Below are 21,557 nucleotides of genomic sequence, written 5' to 3'. Positions count from 1 at the left end.
GCCTGGCGGCGGAACATGATTAATGTTGATTAGCCCTTTCACTTTTTCTCAAGATAGGCCAAAATTCGCAGTTCACTGCTGTGCACCGGCAAAAGAGCCCTCACTCACCAAGCGCTGACGACTTCCACATTAAAAACTCAGTTTTCGCTTTTTTGAGGAGAGTTATATGCACGCAAACGATTAACAATGCGCTTACATGCTGTAACATGCGAATCCAGGAGTCATTCTTTACATGGCAACGATAAAAGATGTGGCCAAACGCGCGGGCGTTTCCACCACCACCGTTTCCCACGTCATCAATAAAACCCGTTTCGTCGCCGAAGAAACCAAAGCGGCCGTATGGGCAGCCATCAAGGAACTGCATTATTCCCCAAGCGCCGTGGCCCGCAGCCTGAAGGTCAACCACACCAAGTCCATCGGCCTGCTGGCGACCTCCAGCGAAGCCCCCTACTTTGCCGAAGTGATCGAAGCCGTCGAAAACAGCTGTTACAGCAAAGGCTACACGCTGATTTTGTGCAACTCCCATAATAACCTGGACAAACAGCGCGCTTACCTGGCGATGCTGGCGCAAAAACGCGTCGATGGCCTGCTAGTGATGTGCTCGGAATACCCGGAGCAGCTGCTGGGCATGCTGGAAGACTACCGTAATATTCCCATGGTGGTGATGGACTGGGGCTCGGCGCGCGGCGACTTCACCGACACCATCCTGGACAACGCCTTTGAAGGCGGCTATCTGGCCGGCCGTTACCTGATCGAACGTGGGCACCGCGACATTGGCATTATCCCCGGCCAGCTTTCGCGCAACACCGGCGGTGGCCGCCACCAGGGCTTCCTGAAAGCGCTGCAGGAAGCCAATATAGAGGTGCGCGAAGAGTGGATTGTGCAAGGGGATTTCGAGCCGGAATCCGGCTACCAGGCCATGCACCAGATACTGTCGCAAAAACACCGCCCGACCGCCGTGTTTTGCGGGGGCGACATTATGGCGATGGGGGCGATCTGCGCCGCGGACGAACTTGGCCTGCGGGTGCCGCAAGACATTTCCGTCATTGGCTATGACAACGTGCGCAATGCGCGCTACTTTAGCCCGGCGTTGACGACCATTCACCAGCCGAAAGAGCGCCTGGGCGAGATGGCGTTCGCCATGTTGCTTGACCGCATTATCAGCAAGCGTGAAACATCGCAAGTGATTGAAGTGCACCCTAAGCTGGTTGAACGCCGCTCCGTGGCCGACGGCCCGTTTATCGACTACCGCCGTTAATCATACACGCCGGGGCATGCATCCCCCGGCGTATGCTCGCTAAGCCACTCTTGATTCAGCGTTTCGCTATCGCCAAGATACTCCAATAGCCAGGCCATCGCCGGCGCCAATGCCTGCTGCTGCCAGGTCAGGCAGCAAGCACTGGGCGGATAGGCCTCTTCCAGTTGCAGTTCGTGCAGTTCGCCGCTGGCGATCAATGGCCGCCCGCGGTGGGCCGGCACCATACCCATGCATAATCCACTGCGCAGGCAATCGATCGCCGATACCCAATCCGGCACCACCAGCCGCCGCTGATTATTCAACGCCCAGGTCACGCGTTTGGGCAGGTTGCGCGAGGTATCCTCCAGCATCAGCGCCGGGAATTGGCGCAGTTGATCGTCCTGCAGCGGCCCAGCGTATTGCGCCAATGGGTGATCGGGGCTGACCACGCACTGCCAGTTCATAAACCCCATATCGCGGAAACTAAAACCACCGCCCACCGGTACGGCACGGGTGGCGCCAATCGCCATATCCACCCGCCCGTCGGCCAGCGCGTCCCACACGCCGTTGAACACTTCGGGATACAGCATCAGCTCCACATCCGGAAAGTGACGATAAAAATCCAGGATCAATTGGCGGCTGCGCTGGGGTTTAACGATGATATCCAGCGCGATTTTCAACTGCCCGCGCCAACCGTTGGCCACCTGCTGGCAGCGGCGGCGCGTATCGAGCATATTTTTTATAACCACGCGTGCTTCCTGCACAAATAGCGCCCCGGCCGGGGTCAATTCAACGTCACGGTGGCGCCGTTCAAACAGCGGCACCGCCAGCCACTGCTCCAGTTGGCGCACCGTATAGCTGACCGCAGAAGGCACCCGGTGCAGCTCCTGCGCCGCGGCGCTAAAGCTGCCGGTACGCGCAACGGCATCCACCACCTCAAGTGAGTATTCAGACCACATATTTTGCCTTCAAATTTTTTCATAGCACCTTGCAAATATTAGCGTTTCACAAGCGAAGATCCAGCCGGTTAGACTGGCGCCGCTGCAAAACCTCTAGCATAAAGAACTAACGAGAGCATTAAATGCGTAATTTTGGACTACTTTTTTACCTTTCCGGCCTAAGCATGCTGGGCTACCAGGCGACGGATATGTATCTGCCGGCCTTTGGCGTCATGCAACAAGAACTGCAAATTTCCGCTGGTGCGATCAGCGCCAGCCTAAGTATTTTTTTAGCCGGTTTTGCCTTCGCTCAACTGCTGTGGGGGCCGCTGTCCGACAAACTGGGGCGCAAACCGGTGTTGTTGATCGGCCTGACGCTATTTGGCCTGGGTTGCCTGGGCATGCTGTGGGTACAAACGGCGCTGCAACTGTGGTGTCTGCGCTTTATTCAGGCTATCGGCGTGTGTTCAGCCGCGGTGAGCTGGCAGGCGCTGGTGGTGGATCGCTACCAGGGTAGCCGGGCCAACCAAATTTTCGCCACCATTATGCCGTTGGTGGCATTATCGCCGGCCCTGGCACCGTTGCTGGGCGCCTGGCTGCTAAGCCACATCGGCTGGCGGGCGATCTTCGCTGTTTTACTGGCCATTACCGTCGCATTACTGGCGCCGACCCTGGCGCTGAAGGATAAACGCCGCTTACCGCAAGCCAGCGGCGATAACGTGGCGCCAGTCGGCTTTCTGCAACTGCTGCGTTCGCCCATTTTCAGCGGCAATGTGATGGTGTTTGCCGCCTGCTCCGCCGGCTTCTTTGCCTGGTTGACCGGTTCGCCGTTTATTCTCAGCGCTATGGGCTATACGCCAAGCGACATTGGCTTAAGCTATATGCCCCAGACTCTGGCTTTCTTAGTGGGGGGATATGGTTGCCGCAGCGCGCTCAAACGCCTGAACGGCAATGCGCTGTTGCCATGGCTGCTGATAGCCTATGGCGTGAGTATGATCGCGTTGTATCTGGTGGCAACCCTCACGCAGCCTACGTTGACCAGCCTGCTGGTGCCCTTCTGCCTGATGGCACTGGTGAACGGGGCCACTTACCCGATCGTGGTTGCCAACGCGCTGATGCCTTTCCCAACCGGCACCGGTAAAGCGGCTGCGTTGCAAAACACACTGCAGTTGGGGCTGTGCTTCATTGCCAGCATGCTGGTTTCAGCCTTTATTGCAAACCCACTGATTGCCACCGTGACGGTGATGGCTTCAACCGTGTTGCTGGCGATGCTCGGTTATTTTATCCAGCGCGATAAGCCGCAGCCAGGCGAGCGTGCCACCGGCGCTAGCGCCGACGCTTTTTCATAATTAACATTATTAATAATCACTATTAATAATCACTCGATAATACTTTTGCCAGGTGCGATTTACAGTTGAGTAACCGCCCTGGCGCGCCTATACTTTATTGCGAATAAGTTCGCTATCCCCCAAATAATTCAAGTTGCAGGATAAAAGCGCCAACGCGAGCTTAAACAGCGCGGGCGCAGAAGGGGTGAGTCACGTTGTTTTGCGGTGAAAAATTCGTCGGGAACGCAGGGTCCGCCAGCGGCTGGCCGGCGGTGAGAGACTGCCTCTCTCGCATTCATCTCTCGGCGTTTCAAAGCCACCCCCCCCGCCAACCTGAAGTATGAAGGGCATAACGCTATTGCATAACTTTTATTATTAGCAGTTACTGCGCTCGCGTATTGCGTCACAGTTTTTTAAGATGAGTGTCCCCTGCGCCCACTTGCGCCGGGCGTCTCCTTAAAGTTTTCCTCTGCTCATGTCGGATATCAGACGCCGCGGTTTTTTCCGTAGGTTTACGTATGTGCCCGCAAAATTGGCTAAGCTATTTCAAGCGGGCCATAAGTCAGAAGAAAGGTAATGGAGAAGCTATGAGTTCATCGTGTATAGAAGATCTGAGCATCCAGGATAACCAATGGTATCGTATCGCCCATGAAATGCTCAGCATGGCCGGTATTGCAATAAATGGCTCACGACCTTTCGATATCAAGGTTAAAAACCCTGATTTTTTTAAACGTGTCCTCCAGGAAGGTTCCCTCGGCCTGGGGGAAAGCTACATGGACGGCTGGTGGGAATGCGAACGGTTGGATGTCTTCTTCCAGCGCGTCATCAATGCCGGTTTGGAAAGGAAACTCCCCCACCACCTGAAAGACACGCTGCGTATCGCCACTGCGCGTCTGGTTAACCTGCAATCGAAAAAGCGCGCCTGGATCGTCGGGAAAGAACATTACGATCTGGGTAACGATCTTTTCACCCTGATGCTCGATCCCTACATGCAGTATTCCTGTGCGTACTGGAAAGATGCCAAAACCCTGGAACAGGCTCAGGAAGCCAAACTGCAGTTGATCTGTGAAAAACTGCAACTTCAGCCTGGAATGCGCCTGCTGGATATCGGCTGTGGCTGGGGCGGGCTTTCCGCCTATGCCGCTAAAAATTTTGGCGTTTCCGTGGTCGGCGTGACCATCTCCGCCGAGCAACAGAAGCTGGCGCAGGCGCGCTGTGCCGGGCTGGACGTGAAAATTCTGCTGCAGGACTACCGCGATCTGCAGCAACAGTTTGATCGTATCGTTTCCGTCGGCATGTTCGAACACGTTGGCCCGAAAAACTACCGCACCTATTTCAACGTGGTTGAGCGCAACTTAAAGCCCGATGGTTTATTCCTGCTGCACACCATTGGCTCAAACCGCACCGATATGAATGTCGATCCCTGGATCAACAAATATATTTTCCCGAACGGCTGCCTTCCTTCGGTTACGCAAATCGCGCATGCTAGTGAAGGGCATTTTGTGATGGAAGATTGGCATAATATTGGCGCGGATTACGATCGCACGCTTATGGCTTGGTATGAACGCTTCCAACAAGCATGGCCGCAGTTGGCCGCACGTTATTCCGAGCGTTTAGAACGGATGTTCAGTTATTATTTGAACGCCTGTGCCGGTGCGTTCCGCGCCCGCGATATTCAGCTGTGGCAGGTGGTGTTCAGCCCGAAAGGCGTTGCCGGCGGCATTCGCGTTGCCCGCTAACCCAGGCGCCTGCGCATAACCCTTGCTCCCTTCCGCCCCCGGACAGGGAGCGGGTTAGCGAATACGCCAGCACGCACAATCCCATTGCTGGCGATAATTACCATTACAGCTTGGCAACCACCTCTTCTACTACCGCCACCGCATTCCGGCTGGCAAGCACCCGCTCAACGGTATCCACCACCGCCTGCGTTTGCGGATCAATTTCGATATTCACCCGGTCGCCCAGACGTTTTTTACCCAGGGTGGTGCGCTCAAGGGTTTCAGGAATCAAGTGCACGCAAAAACGGTTATTAATCACTTCGCCAATCGTCAGGCTAATACCGTCAATGCCGATAAAACCTTTGTGCAATACATATTTCATCAGCGTAGCGTCAGGGATCTGGAACCAAATCTGGCGGTTATTTTCCGAAGTATGGATTTTAGCGATTTCCGCCGTGCAGATAATATGGCCGGACATCAAATGGCCGCCAATCTCATCGCTGAATTTGGCCGCACGCTCGACATTCACCTGCTCACCGAGCGCCAACGCCCCAAGGTTGGTCAAGCGCAGCGTTTCCTTGATCAAATCAAAACTAACGCGGCTACCTTCTATCGCGGTCACCGTCAGACAGCAACCGTTGTGCGCCACCGAGGCGCCCAGCTCCAGCCCAGGCAGCAAGTCTGCCGGCATATCAATCACATGGGTACGGAAGTTGGGTTTTTCATCGATAGCAACCAACGGTGCAGTGCCTTGTACTATGCCGGTAAACATGTTTGCCTCTTTATTCAGTCAATGTGTGCAACAACGCTGGAGCAAGTTTGCCCCACTTGGCAAAAAAAACCAAATCTACGACGGTAAAAATCGTTCAGGCATTGGCCCGCGCTAATGACAATGATTGATTCATAACGCCGAGCAGGTACAATATTTGTGAAAATGTTTCACAACTTTCATTGTTCGCCTTCACGGCGCCCTCTGCCTCTATTATAAATAACCCCAAAGGTGTATGCGTGCAGAAATACCTCAAGGAAGCGCGTAGTTTATTAGCCCTCGCCATTCCCGTCATTATTGCGCAAGTTTCACAAACCGCCATGGGCGTAGTGGATACCATCATGGCCGGTTCCTACAGCGCCACCGACATGGCCGCGGTTGCGGTAGGCACCTCTATCTGGCTGCCGGCCATTCTCTTCGGCCATGGCCTGGTGCTGGCCTTAACGCCGGTTATCGCTCAACTCAACGGTGCCGGCCGGCGTGAGCGGATTGCGCACCAGGTCAATCAGGGCTTTTGGTTGGCTTCTGCGGTTTCCGTGCTGATTATCGCCGTGCTGTACAACAGCAAATTCGTCATCGACATGATGCATAACATCGATCCTGAACTGGAAAGAAAAGCCGTTGGCTACCTGCATACCATTATGTGGGGCGCGCCGGGCTTTCTGTTCTTCCAGGTGCTGCGTAATCAGTGTGAGGGGCTGTCAAAAACCAAACCAGGGATGATCATTGGCTTTATCGGCCTGCTGATAAACATCCCGATTAACTACGTGCTGATTTTCGGCAAATTCGGCTTCCCTGAATTGGGCGGGATCGGCTGCGGCGTCGCGACCGGCAGCGTCTACTGGCTGATGTTCCTGATGATGCGCTGGTATGTCAAACGCGCGCCGTCACAACGCGACATCAAACTGTTGCCGACCCAGCACCGGGGGCCTGACTGGGCGACGATAAAACGCCTGATTGGCATTGGCATGCCGGTGGCGTTGGCGATTTTCTTCGAAGTTACGCTGTTTGCCGTTGTGGCGCTGTTGGTTTCGCCGTTAGGCATTGTCGCCGTGGCGGGCCACCAGATTGCGCTCAACTTCAGCGCCTTGATGTTCGTACTGCCGTTGTCGTTGGGCGTGGCGGCGACCATCCGCGTGGGCTATAACCTGGGGAAAGGTTCCGTCGAGGGCGCGCGCATTGCCGCCAATGCGTCCATCGGCGTGGGTATCGCTATGGCTACCGCCACCGCGCTATTTACCGCCATTCTGCGCGAACCCATTGCCTTACTGTATAACGACAACCCCGCCGTGGTCACAATGGCCTCGCATTTGATGCTGCTGGCGGCGCTTTACCAGATTTCCGACTCGATCCAAGTGATCGGCAGCGGTATCCTGCGCGGTTACAAAGACACCCGTTCGATTTTCTTTATTACCTTTATCGCCTATTGGCTGCTGGGCCTGCCAAGCGGTTATTTACTGGCGTTAACCGATATTCTGGTGCCGGCGATGGGGCCGAGCGGTTTTTGGATTGGCTTTATCATCGGCCTGACCTTTGCTGCTATCCTGATGGCGTTGCGCATGCGCTGGTTGCAAAAACAGTCCGCCAGCTTGATTCTGCACCGCTCCGCGCGTTAAAGGTTTTCCCGTGCGGGCAGCACCCTCCCTGCCCGCCGTTAATTTCAGCGCCAAATGCAGAAAAAAGCGGCATGCTGCACACTCGTGCAGCAATCGGATGAATAAGCGGATAAAATTGCATTTTTCCCCTTGCCAGCGTGCGGGTAGCTCGTTAATATTCGTCCCCGCTGTCAGCCATGACAGGCAGAAAAAAGATGCGTCCGTAGCTCAGTTGGTTAGAGCACCACCTTGACATGGTGGGGGTCGGTGGTTCGAGTCCACTCGGACGCACCAACGTTCTGTTCACCACGGTGACGAAAATTTGCGTACAGTGCGTCCGTAGCTCAGTTGGTTAGAGCACCACCTTGACATGGTGGGGGTCGGTGGTTCGAGTCCACTCGGACGCACCATTTCTCTTCCGTAGTTTTCTCTTCATACTCTCGATTATCAAAATAACAATAAAATGCTCTGCCCTTCGCCATGCAGTTTAGCTAATTCCCCCTATACAACCGATTTAATTCCACAGTGACTTCATCAATACTCTGCAAAATTAACCACGGGAATTTCACCACATAAATTGCGCAGCATTTTATGTTCATGCTCAAGGCGAGAGAAAAAAGACGACCCTGACGCCCCGCCCCCCAATATATTGCGCTTCCAGCACCGTATAATCAGTGACGGCCAAGCCACCTACGGCGGCGCCGTTTATCCTGCCGATAAGAACAATCTCAATTGTAATTGGGAATCACTCTCATTATAGTTAAGTTTTTCATTATCACATTTAACAGGCAGGTAATTAATACCATCATGAAAATTGCGTATAAATATTCGCTGCTGGCTTCGTTCATTGCTTGCAGCCTGGGGATCGCGCCGACATGGGCAGACGAAACAAATACCGAACCAGCGCAGAAACAAGGCCCGGCCAGCAACACCAATCACAAGAAAAACGCCATTAATACCGATGAAAAAAGCAGCAGCGAAAATACCATGGTGGTGACCGCCAGAGAGCAAACGCTACAGGCGCCGGGGGTGTCAATCATTGATAGTGAAGCAATCAAAAAACACCCCATCCAGCGTGATGTTGCTGAAATTATCCGTACCATGCCCGGCGTGAACCTTACCGGCAATTCCAACAGCGGCCAGCGCGGTAATAATCGCCAAATCGATATTCGCGGCATGGGGCCGGAAAACACCCTTATTCTGGTTGACGGTATGCCGGTTAGCAGCCGCAACTCGGTGCGCTATGGCTGGAGTGACGAACGCGATACCCGTGGCGATACCAACTGGGTGCCGCCTGAAATGATAGACCGTATCGAAGTTATCCGCGGCCCAGCCGCTGCGCTATATGGCAATGGCGCCATGGGCGGCGTGGTCAATATCATTACCAAACCGGCAACCAAAGAATGGCACGGCAGTTTCAATAGCTATTACAACGTGCCTGAACACAAATCTGAAGGGGCTACACGGCGCTTTAACGCCAGTTTACACGGCACCCTGACGGATAATCTCACTCTGCGCCTTTACGGTAACTGGAATAAAACCCAGGCGGATGCGCAGGACATCAACGAAAGCCACACGACGCCACGCACTGGCACTTATGCCGGCACCTATCCGTCGGGACGGGAAGGTTTCATTAATAAAGATATCCATTCAGCCCTACGCTGGGAATTTATGCCACAGCAGGCACTCGAACTTGATATGGGCTATAGCCGCCAGGGCAACCTGTATGCCGGCGACACACAAAACACCAATACCAATACATTGGTGAAGGAATACTACGGTAAAGAAACCAATATCATCTATCGTCAAACGCTCAGCCTGAAATATACCGGCGCCTGGGACAACGGCGTGACCACGAATAACTACGTTCAGTTTGAAAAAACACGCAATACCCGGCTCAATGAAGGCCTGTCCGGGGGGATCGCGGGCATATTCAGCCCTTCTAATGAAGGTTTTTCCACCATTACGCTATATGACACTAACCTCCATTCAGAGATCAATATTCCGCTTGATCTGTGGGTCAGCCAGACCGTGACCTTCGGCGCGGAAATGAATCATCAGGCCATGAAAGATCCGGCTTCAAATACCGAAACCACCACGGCTGGCGGTAGCGTTACCGGCATTTCCAGCTCCGGACGTGATAAATACAGTTCAGCCGATATTTACGGCGTTTACATGGAGGACAATATTGATCTGACGGATTCAACCCGTCTGACGCCCGGGTTACGTTTCAACTATCAGGATATTACCGGCAGCAACTTCAGCCCAGCGTTGAATCTCTCGCAGGAGTTGGGCAATGATTTTACGCTGAAACTCGGTATCGCCCGGGCCTGGAAAGCCCCGAACCTGTACCAGACCAACCCCAACTATCTTCTATACAGCAGCGGGCAGGGTTGCTATGCCAGCGCCGGCAGTTGCTACCTGCAGGGGAACAGCGACTTAAAAGCCGAAACCAGCGTCAATAAAGAGATCGGTATCGAATATCATCATGATGACATTCAGGCCGGCCTGACCTGGTATCGCAACGACTACCACGATAAAGTCGAAGCAGGCTACGCGGCGGAATACGCCAACGGCACATCGGATATTTACAAGTGGGAAAACGTGCCTAAAGCGGTGGTTCAGGGGCTGGAAGGTACCTTAAACTTCCCGATTGCTGAATCAGTGACGATGAAAAATAACTTCACTTATAACATCGAAAATAAAAACAAAACCACCGGCGATTACCTGTCGATTATTCCCAAATTTACCATTAACTCTATCGTTGACTGGCAGGCCACCAACGACCTGTCAGTTCAGGGAACCATGACATGGTATGACCGTCAGAAACCGAAGAAACTGAATTATAAGGGCGAAGCCACATCAGGCAGCGAAACCCGGCAAGTGTCGCCTTACGCCCTGTTCGGCATGAGTGCGACCTATAACGTGAATAAATACATGGATGTCACCGCCGGTATCGATAACCTGTTCGATAAACGCCACTTCCGCGAGGGCAACGCACAGAGTACCGGAAACGCCACAACGGGTGCGTACTTGTGGGGCGCAGGCGCTAATACTTATAACGAATCAGGCCGGACTTACTATATGCAGGTGGGCATGCATTTCTGATAAAACGTTTTTCAGGCTGCGATGATCCTTTCCGCAGCCTGAAATCGTTTTTATCAGCGGGCAGATGAAGAGAATACCCATGAATCACCGATTATCTTGCAGCAAAAACAGGCGTAGCGCGCTATGCCTGGCCGCGTTATTCACCTGCCTGTACGCAGGAGCAAGTTATTCCAGGCCGGATATGACGCCTTTGGGCCCGAATATCGCGGATAGAGGCTCTTCTTTTTATCATTTCTCTGTCAGCAGGTTCGATTCCGCCGACGGCAAACGGCATTACAACGTGTGGACGGGGGTACCCAATAGCCCGCCACCAGCCACCGGATTTCCCGTTCTTTATATGCTGGACGGCAACGCCGTCATGGACAGGTTATCGGATGCATTGCTGAAACAACTGGCGGCACAAAGCCCCCCTGTTCTGGTCGTCATCGGCTATCAGACGGCGCTGCCGTTCGATCTGCACGCCAGAGCGTATGACTACACGCCGCCGGTTAAAGACAATAACACGGGCGATCGGCAAAATATGCGCGGCAGAATGGCCGGCGGCGGCCTTATCTTTCGCCATCTGCTGGAAACGACCCTGGCTCCGCAGGCAGAAAAAGGGCTGAATATCGACCAGCGTAAACGCGGTATCTGGGGGCATTCTTTGGGCGGGGTTTTTGTGCTGGAGGCGTATTTATCCTCTGCGTTTTTTAGCCGCTATTACGCCGCCAGCCCGTCGCTGAACCGTGATTATGTGGGGTTACTGCAACAGTTAGCAGCGATAGATAAGCGAAAATTCTGTGATAAACCGCTGTATTTAAGCGAAGGAAACGGCGCTCCCGGTAAAAACCCAGAGGCGCCGCCTCCGGATGTGCTCAATAAAGTGCGCGCCACCGCGTCATCCCTTCAGCAGGCGGGGCTGCCCGTGACATACAGGCCGTATCCCGAATTATCACATGGCCAGATGTTTAACGTTGGTTTTGAGCAGGCGTTGCTGGATATGGCAAAAAATGCCGCAGGCAACGCGCCGGCACAGTGCCAGTGATCATCAGCCCGTCCTGCTGGTCTTCTCCGCTGAATAACGCTAACGGCGAGGGGGCGTTGCCACCGCAACCCCCCCTCGCCGGTTTCATTCGTCATCGTCAGGACAATAGCTCCTCTTCCCCCTCATCAAAGATCTGTTCCACCCGGGTTTCCGTAGCGGCGCCGGCGCTATCACGCCACAGCCGCGCATAGAGGCCATCCGCCGCCAGCAGCGCCGCATGCGTGCCGTATTCAGCGATGCGGCCCCCTTCCAGCACTGCGATCAGATCGCATCGGCAGGCGGTGGTGAGCCGATGAGCAACCACCAGTGCCGTTTGCCCATGGTTACGGGCGCCTGCGGCCAAAGACGTCATCAGCGCCTCCTCGGCCGAACGATCCAGGCGCGCCGTGGCTTCGTCAAGCAGCAGGACATGGGCATTGGCAAGCTGCGCGCGCGCCAAAGCGATGAGCTGGCGCTGCCCTGCCGATAAGCCCGCCCCGCCGTTATTCACCGGGGTGCGGAACCCCTGCGATAGCGCGCGCACCGTTGCCAACAGCCCGGCCCGCCGCGCCGCGTCTTCCACCGCCTCATTGCTGCTCCCTGGGCGCGCATAGCGAATATTGCCGGCGATATCGCCACTGAACAATGCCACATCCTGCTCAACCAGTCCCACACGGGAGCGATAGTCGGCAAGCAACATCTCGTCAACCGCATATTCGCCAATGCGGATCTTACCGCTAGTCGGGGAATAAAGGCCCGCCAGCAGTTTCACCAAGGTCGACTTGCCGGCACCGCTTGGCCCGACCACGGCCACCACCGAACCTTGCGGTATCGACAGACTTAACGTATCCAGGGCCAGCTCACGGCTACCGGGATAGCGGAAGGTGACATTTTCCAGCGCCAGTTCGCCCTTCAGCGGCACGTACACCGATGGATCCGCAGGCTGCACCTCCTCCGCCCCCTCGGTAGCCAACAGTTCGTCAATATGCTTGGTGCTGGCAGTCGCTTGCTGGTAAGCATCGACAATGCCGGACAATTGCTGCACCGGCCCATAGAACTGCCCCAGCAACAGGAAGAATGCCGCCAACACGCCGGCGGTCATCTCACCTTCGGCAACGCGGGATGCGCCCACGAGCAGGACGACAGCGTAAGAAGCTTCGGTACAAAACGTCAGGAAGGGAAAATAAACAGCAAGGTATTTTTGCGCACGCACGCGGGTAGCGCGGAAGCGATCCGACAGCGTCCGCAGTTTGGCGGCCTCCACGTCCTGCTGCCCATGCGATTGCACCACCCGCAGCCCAGACACTTTCTCTTGCAAGGTGCTATTTACCTTGCCGATCTCAATCCGCGCCTTGGCATACGCGGGTGAACTCAAACGGCGGTAAATCAGCGTCGCCGCGGCGATCACCGGCACAGCGCCTAACGTCACCAGAGCCAGCACAGGATCGAGCCAGAACATCGTGACCGCAATGGCGAGCATGGTGACCAGACTGGTCGCAGCGCCGGCAAGGCCGTTTTGCAGAAAGCGCGCCAGCGCGTCGACATCAACGGTCATGCGGGTGAGGCGTGCATCGGCGTATTGTTCATGGTAAGGCAGGCCCAGCCGCAACAGATGGCCGAAGCTGCGTAACCGCACGGTGTGCTGCACGGTTTCTGCCGCACGCGCCGAAACCACGGTCTGCAATGAGTAGCAGCACCAACTGACGATCACCAACAACAGGGCAAAAGCGGCACAAACCGCGATGGCGGTCAGATTGCCCATGGCGACGCCGCTATCGATACCGCGCTGCAGCAGCACCAGCACCCCGACGCTCGCGGCTGAATCCACGGCGATCAGTATCGCGGCAGCCACAAACAGCCACGCGACAGGGGCCAACAGCGATACCACCCGCCGCCCTTTGCCGGCCTGCGCCAACCGCACCGCCTTTTCGGGCACGCGGCACATGCGCTCGCGGAACCCCAGGCCGGCCCCGGCCGCGCGCGGTTCATCGCGCTCAGTGCCCACCGGCGAGGCGCTCGGCTCAGGCCAGAGCACGTTGGCCGAATCCGCCGGTTGTTCCAGAAAATCCCCCGTGCCGGACATCAGCGCACGGAATGCCGGGCAACGTTGCTCAAGCTCCGCCTGTGTGCCGATATCCGCAACGCGCCCCGCCTCCAGCACCACAATCTTATCGGCCAGTTGCAACGTCGAACGGCGCCGTGCGATCACCAGCAGCATGTGCTCGTCATCGGCATAGCGTGCCAGCGCGGTATTGATTTCCGCTTCCGTACCGGCATCCACCGCCGAAGTGGTATCGTCCAGGATCAACAGCTCCGGCGCGGTGAGCAACGCGCGGGCAAGCGCCAGGCGCTGGCGTTGCCCTCCGGAGAGGTTTGCCGCACGCTCGGCCAGCGGCGTGTTGAACCCCTTTGGCAGCGCTGAAATAAAGCCCGTGGCGCCGGCCGCATCGGCAGCGCGACGGATGTCATCTTCGCTGGCCTGCGGATGGCCATAGGCAATATTTTCGGCAACGGTGCCGGCAAACAAAAAGGTGTCTTCAAACACCACGCCGACCTGCCGGCGCAGCGCGGCCAGCTTGAGATCGGCAATGCTCTGCCTGCCCTGCGCCGTGTTGAGCCACAGCCGCCCGGCGGTGGCATCGTAGAAGCGCGCAAGCAGCATCAACAGGGTTGATTTACCCGAACCGGAAGCGCCAACGATCGCGACGGTTTCTCCCGCACGCATGGAAAACGACACGTCATGCAATACGTCCACGCCGTTGCCGTAGTGGAATCCAACACCGTCCAGTTCCAGGCCGACAACCTTGCCGGCGACGGCCTGATCGCCGTCCTGCATTTGCGGCCGGGTATCAATGAGAGAGAAAACGCGCTCTACCGAAGCCTGAGTTCGTTGGGCAATGACCAGAAACGAGGCAAATACCCGGGTCGGGCCGGTTAACATGGCGAGGAAGCTGGCAAAGGCCACGAACGTTCCCAGATCGATTCGGCCCGCCATGACCGACCACCCGCCGAACCCCAGCAGCACGATTTGGCCGAGCACCGGAAGCGCCAGCATGGTGGCGCCCGGCATCGCCTGGGAAATTGCCGCGCCAATGCGCACGCGGACTATCTGCCGCGACTGGCGATCCAGCCATTGCATCTCGCGCAGCTCTGCCACACAGGATTTAACGATGGAGATCTGTGTCAGCACCTCACGCATGTGTTCTGTCAGGTTGGCAAGCCGATCCGAGGCCTGGCCGGTCTGGGCAAAAACACGACGACGCGCACGCAGCGCCGTAATAGCAAGGCCGGCCAGCACCACCACCACGATGAGCGTCATTGCCGGCGACATCCACAGCATTACCGCCAGGCCGGCAATATAATAAGTGAGGACGGCCAATGGCACCGGGCACATCTGCAACAGAATGTGCATCTGCTGCAAATCGCTATTGGTGCGCGAAATGACCTGCCCGGTACGCAAGGCGTCTTGCCCTGCGCCATCAAGGTTCTGAATACTGTCGAAGGCTCTTCCGCGCAGCGTGTGCTGAACCCACAGCGAAAGCTCGCCCGCATATCCGCGCCGCACATAGTTACCGATGAAATCAAACAGAGCAATCACCAGCAAGCCACCGGCGAGCCATGGCAAGCGTGCCGGATTGCCGGCCAGCGCATCGTTAACCGCCTGACGAGTAAATAAAGGCGCCAACGCGGCGAGGACAATCGTCGATACCGAAGCCAGTATCACAATGATGCTTAACGTCTTTCGTTCCCAGCACACGCCGGCAAGACGGACAATCCAGGAATCAGTGGCCTTTGAAGAATGAGCAGTGGGCATCAAGCCTCCTTTATCTGCCAGAGCATAAATCCGATTAAAACTGCGCCAGCGTAGGCCGCCTCCGGGTTCTTTTCCGCGTGAAGACAGCGCCATCACTGACGCAATGCAATAGCGCCGCAGGCTGGCGCTAATCAGCCGTACCTCAGTTTGGCGACAAGTTGTTCAGCGACCTGCGCCGGGCTGGCCTGCGCCGCCATTTCGGCCGCCACCTGTGCTGATGCGGTACGCAGTGAGGCATTACTCAGGAATGTATTGATCAGATCGCTCGATAAGCCGTTTTTGCCGGGGATGATGCCGCAACCGCGATCCACCACGGCCCTGGCGTTGACCGGCCGATCGGCGCCCTCACCGAACACGATTTGCGGAATGCCGGCGTGCAGCGCCGTGAGGGTGTTGCCCGCCCCGCCGTGATGAATAAACCCATCGGCGCCGTTGAGAAACAGGCCCATCGGTATCCAGTCGACCAGCCGAACATTGGGCGGTAGCCGGCGCAAATCAGAACGCGCATTGGCTGAAAGCTGCAGGATAATCTCCGCATCCACCTCATCGGCCGAATCCATAACCCACGAGATCAGATCCAGCCCGTCAACCATCGGCTTGACGGTACCCAGGCTGACCAACAAACGCTTACGGCCGGGCGACCTGGCCCACCAGTCTTGCCAGACGGCGCCGCCGTTATAGGGGACATATCGCATTGAGATGACGGGCTCGCCGTCATTTTCCAGCATGCTCATGCTCGGCGGCGTGACATCGATCCAGGCGAGATCGCGCGGCGGTGCCGTGACGCCGTGGCGGTTATAGGCATCGGCTAGCGAGCGCGTCACCCCTTTGATATGCCAGGGCGTATGGGCGAACCCGACGGATTGCATGACAACCGGGATATGATACTTGGCCGCAATGAGCGGGCCGACCACGCCAAGCGGTGGATAGATGATAAGATCGGGCTGCCATGCCCCAGCCTGTTCAACCAGGCGATCGGCCATCTCTTCACTGAAGAACGAGAAGTTACCCATTTTGGTGCCGGCATGGTTTTTTTTACGCAGATCTTCCCGCCGCCGATAGTCGGCCTCCGAATCAAAGCCGGGCGCGGCATCGAACGCGACCAGGCCGGCCTCCGCCGCCTTTTGCGCAAATTTGCCTGCGCTCGCGATCAACACTTCATGCCCATGAACACGAAAAGCCTGGGCTAGAGAGAACACGGGATACAACAAACCGTATAAAGGTGGGCCAACAAAGAGAATACGCATGAGAAAATCCATCTCCGGCCTGACACAGTGAAATCCTGAAAGTCGCGCAGGCCCCCGACTGCTAAGGCGCCTATGGATTTCCAGTCAAGCGAATATTCAGCCAACCGGCGCTGAGTCCCCGTTGAAATGTCATGGGGGTGAATTATCGACGACCCAGCAACCGTAACCACGCAAACTATTACTTACCCAGCGCACTACACCCCTATCGAATAATGTTTTTCATTTCCCGGCGAACAACAGTGATTAATTTATCCCGCCTTCTAAAATAGTGACACAAAATACATTGTCATTATATCCAGAAATTACCCCAAACATTGCGGGTAATCGAAAACGTCGAAACCCATACAGAATTTCACATAAAAACAATAGAGTACATAGAATCGCATCAGGTTATGGAAAAGAAACCCGCGATAGGTATAGCTGCGTTCCAAAATAACCACGCATTAATGAATGTTTTGCGAGATTATTTACCCAGAGCCCGTCTTCGCCTTCATTGGCGAGCTCTGTTCATTACGTTAGCATATAATTATACGGTGAGTTTAAATTAAATCGATAATAGGAATTTTACCATATCATAATTAACCATTTAATTTCCCCGGCTTATTAATAATAAAACAGGCAGCGATGTTTTATCGTGACACGCGTTCTTACACACTTTAATATAAGGTTGAAATTATTTTATTGGCCAAATTAATAAACCCGGTATATTTCATGGAATGCCAAGAATGAAGAATGTCACCGCTTTCACCCCCCTTAAGCTCAGTGCAACAGAACGCTTACTGGCACAGCTGGCGAACCCGACGTCGCTGGATGTGACTCAGTTCTGGCATGATGTGGAAGCCGTCGATGTTCCTCTGGTGACTACGGCCGCCGGTAATCACGACGAGCGTGACGTCACCTTTCTCTGGCGCTCGGAAAAAGCCTTACAGGGGGTTTATCTCTGCCTGAACCGTGTGACGGATAAAAGCCACGTCGCCAGGGGGATGATGACCCATATCCCCGCCAGCGACATCTGGGCGCTGCAACTGCGCTTGCCGGCCAGCTACCGCGGTTCATACAGCATTACGGAGATTCCGCAGGGAACCTCACCCGAGCTGATTTCACAACTTGGCGGGCGCTTCACGCCGTTTATCGGGCAAGCCGATCCTTTCTGTAAAACGGCCAGCATCAACGTGCGTGGGGAGACGTGGGTCTCTGTTCTGGCCCTCGATCAGGCCCCCGAGCAGCGCGAGTGGGCGGCCGCACCCGCCCCCCACCGCGGCACGCTCACCGCGTCTTATCCCGTGGTTGCCGGGCAACAGCGCCGTGTGCGCCTCTATATCCCCGACGTAGCCAGTTCGACGCCTTTAGGTTTGCTGGTCTTGCCCGATGCCGAAACATGGTTTGATCACGTCGGTGCCCTGGGCGCTCTCGACGCCGCCATCGCCAGCGGCCGTATCCGCCCCCTGGCGGTGCTGGGCATTGACAACAATGATGAACGGGATCGCGCCGCCATCCTGGGCGGCGATAACCAACTGGTGATCGACATTGCCGAACATCTGATACCGCAGGTACGCGCCGCACACCCAGACAGAGCCTGGGCCGGCCGTTCTCAGACCGTGCTGTGCGGGCAGAGCCTGGGCGGCGTAACCGCTCTGATGGCCGCCGTGCACGCGCCTGACGTTTTCGGCGCCATAATCAGCACCTCCCCCTCAATGTGGTGGATGCCGGACAACAGCCGGCGCCCGATCATGTTTAAAGAAAGCGATACCTCGTGGGTGAGCGAACGGGTATTGTCCAGCCCGCCGCAGACGGTGCGGATCAGACTGTGCGTGGGGGCACTGGAAGGGGCGATGGTTCCGCATGTCGAGCAATTGCACCAACGGCTATGCGCCGCTGGCGTTGAGAGCCAGCTTGCTATCTATACCGGCGGCCACGACTATGCATGGTGGCGCGGCGCCCTTATCGACGGGTTGGCAGTGATATGATTGTTCACCACTGCCAGCGGCGATGCCTTTATGGCAGTGGGCTGTTACACGCTGGATGGTCGCTTTATCTATAATTCCTATGCTGCCTGTACGGCAGTGAACCAAGCATTCCGCTGCCGGTGTGCTACCAGATATTTCTAATCTGCCTGTACGGCAGTGAACGTGCGGTTTCGGGCCTTCGGCTAGGGTCTGATTTTCTAAGCTGCCTGTACGGCAGTGAACTTATCTTTCTCGTGGTCGTCCTGGCTGCGTTCTTTCTAAGCTGCCTGTACGGCAGTGAACTCAGCGCCTAACAAAATGATGTAGTCAATAAATTTCTAAGCTGCCTGTACGGCAGTGAACGTCTTTGCGCGTCTGCATGAAATTGATTTCGATTTCTAAGCTGCCTGTACGGCAGTGAACAACGCCCCCGGAGGGCGTATGAAGGTCCGTCTTTTCTAAGCTGCCTGTACGGCAGTGAACCGCATGTTATTAGGACAGCGAAAGGATTCCGATTTCTAAGCTGCCAGTACGGCAGTGAACTTATCGACGGCATCACCTTCGCGACGGAATAATTTCTAAGCTGCCTGTACGGCAGTGAACGAATATCAATGTTGCCCTCGCCGTGGCATTTATTTCTAAGCTGCCTGTACGGCAGTGAACTGCAGAGCTCAGGCGCGCTTCCTTCCCCTCCGTTTCTAAGCTGCCTGTACGGCAGTGAACGGATAAGCGCCGGGAGCTGCGTGATGTCGTTTTTTCTAAGCTGCCTGTACGGCAGTGAACACTTTTCCCGTTATTACTGGTGACGAATGCCTTTTCTAAGCTGCCTGTACGGCAGTGAACCCCGGTGATACGCGCGATACGTTGTTCCCCGATTTCTAAGCTGCCTGTACGGCAGTGAACCCAGTAGCGCAGCAGTTGCTCAGAATTCGATATTTCTAAGCTGCCTGTACGGCAGTGAACCTGTTTGCGGGTGAGTCTCTTGCCGGCGTCATTTTCTAAGCTGCCTGTACGGCAGTGAACGGCTCCACAGCACGGGCAATGCACATCGCTAATTTCTAAGCTGCCTGTACGGCAGTGAACCAAGCGATGAACGATAAAGACCTGAGCAAGCCTTTCTAAGCTGCCTGTACGGCAGTGAACCGTTATAGATAAAAGATAACAGTATAAGTATTAAAGAAAAAATTCACTTTTGGCTTAAAAAGGCTTTTTTTACTGGCGGCTAATACTATGATAAAAATCAGTACGTTAGCATTAGCGGTAAAAAAAAGGTCAAAACCAAGGCACGGTAGCACTCTCGCTGAGTCCGTATGAACTAAACCGGCCGGTTACGGCATAATCCTGTAGCGCGCCCTGTTCCACAAACAGCCGGAACATTTGCCTGGATGACAAGCTTTTCAATTGCAGGAACGGCAGTGCGACCCGTTTCTCCGCAGAAAGCAATATTCGCTCGCGCGCTTCATCCTCGGTCAGCCAGCCCTTACGAACCGAGCGGCGGCGTAACCGTTCTGCACTGCTTTTCACTTGCACTCGTTTTACCGTTCTGAATTTTACATTAGCCGGAACCGGCTGAATTTCGCTGGCTTGCGTATAGTCCCGCAGCCCTTTCAACCACGCATCGGCCTGAAGTTCAGTTAACGCCGACACCAGGCCATGTAACCGGATTTTTTCGCCCAGCGTTCTGCCCGCATCAGGAAAACTCACACCGATATCTCCCTCTCCCCGTTGTCCCAGCGCCCGATGCAATTTGGCAAACAACGCATTCAGCAAATCAGCGGCGGAGAATTCAGTGTCGGGCAGTATCCGTATCTCCAGATAATGATCCATACCAGCCTCCTTTTATTCCCCTTTTTCACCAAACACACCGCCGCGAATCAGCGTAGCGATAACGTAATGCTGCTGGTCGTTTTCCGGCACGCTGCCCTTTGTCACCCAGTTATCCAGCAGTGTGTAGAAATCCATTTTTTGTTTCGGCTGACGATAGGCTTTCCCGCGACTAGTAACAGAGCCGTAAGGTTCCACCGCGATTGGCCCCAGCCCCAGTTCGGCCGCATCGGGATACCAGTCATCAATAGTGCGCAGGGCATTGCCAATCTTTTGCGAATGCAGCGCGGCGACACCATCCACCTGATACAGGATCTTGCTTTTCTTATTGCGACTGTTGTCGTCCAGCACCAGCTCCTGCGAAGGGAAAACTTCCTGACCGGCTCCCAAACGCACAAATGCATCGACGGTGAAAAAAGCCGATTCTTCTCCCGCCAGTCCTTGTTCAATAGCCGCCGCCAGCAGTGCCAGCTCCCCGTCAGGCTGACTGAATTGCCGCAACGAGTAATCTCCTCCATCGAAATCCCAGCTTTTTTCCCCCTGTGTCACCCGAACGTTAAGCGCTTCCGCTCCCACGCGGTTACGCCACAGGAAACGGCCGTTGGCCAGATTTTCCGCATATCGAGCCGCCAGAACACCAAACCCCTGTTCGGCAACATAACCGTCGATCACCCGCGACAGTTCGGCCTGATACTCTTGATCGTTACACACGGAAGGCGTCGCCAGATTACCCAGCACGCGCAGTGAAAAGCTCACCTTCAACGTATCCGCGTCGAAAGGCAGCGCTGCCACATCAACACGCTGCAGGTTAGCCTTTTGGATCTCGGCATCCAGTTTCGCTGGGTCGCTGGCCAGCGCGTTTTTCAACCGGTTGGATATGGTGCCACGAACCGCTTTCTCTTTAATCTCAACCGGCCGCCAGTCCGTTTTCTGTTCCCAGTTGCCGGAAAACATCAGCGCATCGGAATTCGCCAGTTTACGTTCGAACGCCAGTACCGATGCCGTTTTAATGGTTGCTTTAGCCATGATT

Annotated in this window: 13 protein-coding genes, 2 tRNA genes and 1 CRISPR repeat array; of the genes, 9 read left to right on the top strand and 6 right to left on the bottom strand. The window is 55.5% G+C overall.

Annotation, left to right across the window (positions count from 1 at the left end):
• Positions 1-232 precede the first annotated feature (232 nt).
• Positions 233-1,258, top strand: a complete 1,026-nt coding sequence (purR, locus tag ACN28Q_RS23785) for an HTH-type transcriptional repressor PurR (RefSeq protein WP_095848598.1) — start codon at positions 233-235, stop codon at positions 1,256-1,258.
• Here the strand turns inward: purR and punR are convergent.
• A complete protein-coding gene (gene punR, locus ACN28Q_RS23780; RefSeq protein WP_095848597.1) occupies positions 1,255-2,196 on the bottom strand; it encodes a DNA-binding transcriptional activator PunR in 942 nt (313 codons plus the stop codon). The two genes, purR and punR, sit on opposite strands and share 4 nt — an antisense overlap.
• A gap of 122 nt (positions 2,197-2,318) precedes the next feature.
• Here punR and punC point away from each other — a divergent pair, with 122 nt between their 5' ends.
• Together punC and cfa are read left to right on the top strand one after the other, a co-directional pair.
• The gene (punC, locus tag ACN28Q_RS23775; RefSeq protein WP_095848596.1) at positions 2,319-3,524 is read left to right on the top strand and encodes a purine nucleoside transporter PunC; all 1,206 of its coding nucleotides are present in this window, start codon (positions 2,319-2,321) and stop codon (positions 3,522-3,524) included.
• Between the two features lie 566 nt (positions 3,525-4,090).
• Positions 4,091-5,242 carry a cyclopropane fatty acyl phospholipid synthase gene (gene cfa, locus ACN28Q_RS23770; RefSeq protein ID WP_095848595.1) on the top strand — a complete coding sequence of 384 codons (1,152 nt, stop codon included), beginning with the start codon at positions 4,091-4,093 and terminating at the stop codon, positions 5,240-5,242.
• Between the two features lie 103 nt (positions 5,243-5,345).
• Here the strand turns inward: cfa and ACN28Q_RS23765 are convergent, their stop codons facing one another.
• Positions 5,346-5,993, bottom strand: coding sequence for a riboflavin synthase subunit alpha (locus tag ACN28Q_RS23765; RefSeq protein ID WP_095848594.1), 648 nt, complete (start codon positions 5,991-5,993; stop codon positions 5,346-5,348).
• A 236-nt stretch (positions 5,994-6,229) separates the two neighbouring features.
• Here ACN28Q_RS23765 and ACN28Q_RS23760 point away from each other — a divergent pair, with 236 nt between their 5' ends.
• From ACN28Q_RS23760 to ACN28Q_RS23740, 5 genes are all read left to right on the top strand, one after another.
• Positions 6,230-7,606, top strand: coding sequence for an MATE family efflux transporter (locus ACN28Q_RS23760; RefSeq protein WP_095848593.1), 1,377 nt, complete (start codon positions 6,230-6,232; stop codon positions 7,604-7,606).
• Between the two features lie 196 nt (positions 7,607-7,802).
• A tRNA-Val gene (locus ACN28Q_RS23755) sits at positions 7,803-7,879 on the top strand.
• Between the two features lie 39 nt (positions 7,880-7,918).
• A tRNA-Val gene (locus ACN28Q_RS23750) sits at positions 7,919-7,995 on the top strand.
• Between the two features lie 397 nt (positions 7,996-8,392).
• The gene (locus ACN28Q_RS23745; protein ID WP_095848592.1) at positions 8,393-10,693 is read left to right on the top strand and encodes a TonB-dependent siderophore receptor; all 2,301 of its coding nucleotides are present in this window, start codon (positions 8,393-8,395) and stop codon (positions 10,691-10,693) included.
• Positions 10,694-10,757: 64 nt separating this feature from the next.
• Positions 10,758-11,717, top strand: coding sequence for an alpha/beta hydrolase (locus tag ACN28Q_RS23740; RefSeq protein WP_329957372.1), 960 nt, complete (start codon positions 10,758-10,760; stop codon positions 11,715-11,717).
• 97 nt (positions 11,718-11,814) lie between these two features.
• Here the strand turns inward: ACN28Q_RS23740 and iroC are convergent, their stop codons facing one another.
• On the bottom strand, positions 11,815-15,510 hold the full coding sequence (gene iroC, locus ACN28Q_RS23735) for a salmochelin/enterobactin export ABC transporter IroC (RefSeq protein ID WP_095848590.1): 3,696 nt from the start codon (positions 15,508-15,510) through the stop codon (positions 11,815-11,817).
• Positions 15,511-15,641: 131 nt separating this feature from the next.
• Entirely contained in the window at positions 15,642-16,757 is a 1,116-nt protein-coding gene (locus ACN28Q_RS23730; RefSeq protein WP_095848589.1) for a glycosyltransferase, read from the bottom strand.
• A gap of 725 nt (positions 16,758-17,482) precedes the next feature.
• Here ACN28Q_RS23730 and ACN28Q_RS23725 point away from each other — a divergent pair.
• Positions 17,483-18,724: an alpha/beta hydrolase-fold protein gene (locus tag ACN28Q_RS23725; RefSeq protein WP_095848588.1), complete on the top strand. Its 1,242-nt coding sequence runs from the start codon at positions 17,483-17,485 to the stop codon at positions 18,722-18,724.
• Positions 18,725-18,798: 74 nt separating this feature from the next.
• Positions 18,799-19,846: direct repeats of the CRISPR family, unit length 28 nt; unit sequence TTTCTAAGCTGCCTGTACGGCAGTGAAC.
• A gap of 129 nt (positions 19,847-19,975) precedes the next feature.
• Here ACN28Q_RS23725 and cas6f read toward each other — a convergent pair.
• Together cas6f and csy3 are read right to left on the bottom strand one after the other, a co-directional pair.
• A complete protein-coding gene (gene cas6f, locus ACN28Q_RS23720; protein WP_095848587.1) occupies positions 19,976-20,530 on the bottom strand; it encodes a type I-F CRISPR-associated endoribonuclease Cas6/Csy4 in 555 nt (184 codons plus the stop codon).
• Positions 20,531-20,542: 12 nt separating this feature from the next.
• A complete protein-coding gene (csy3, locus tag ACN28Q_RS23715; protein WP_095848586.1) occupies positions 20,543-21,553 on the bottom strand; it encodes a type I-F CRISPR-associated protein Csy3 in 1,011 nt (336 codons plus the stop codon).
• Between the last annotated feature and the right edge of the window lie 4 nt (positions 21,554-21,557).

The sequence above is a fragment of the Gibbsiella quercinecans genome (genome assembly GCF_002291425.1).
Classification (GTDB): Bacteria; Pseudomonadota; Gammaproteobacteria; order Enterobacterales; family Enterobacteriaceae; genus Gibbsiella; species Gibbsiella quercinecans.
Note: the sequence above shows the minus strand (reverse complement) of the source record. Positions and strands in the feature narration are given on the sequence as shown.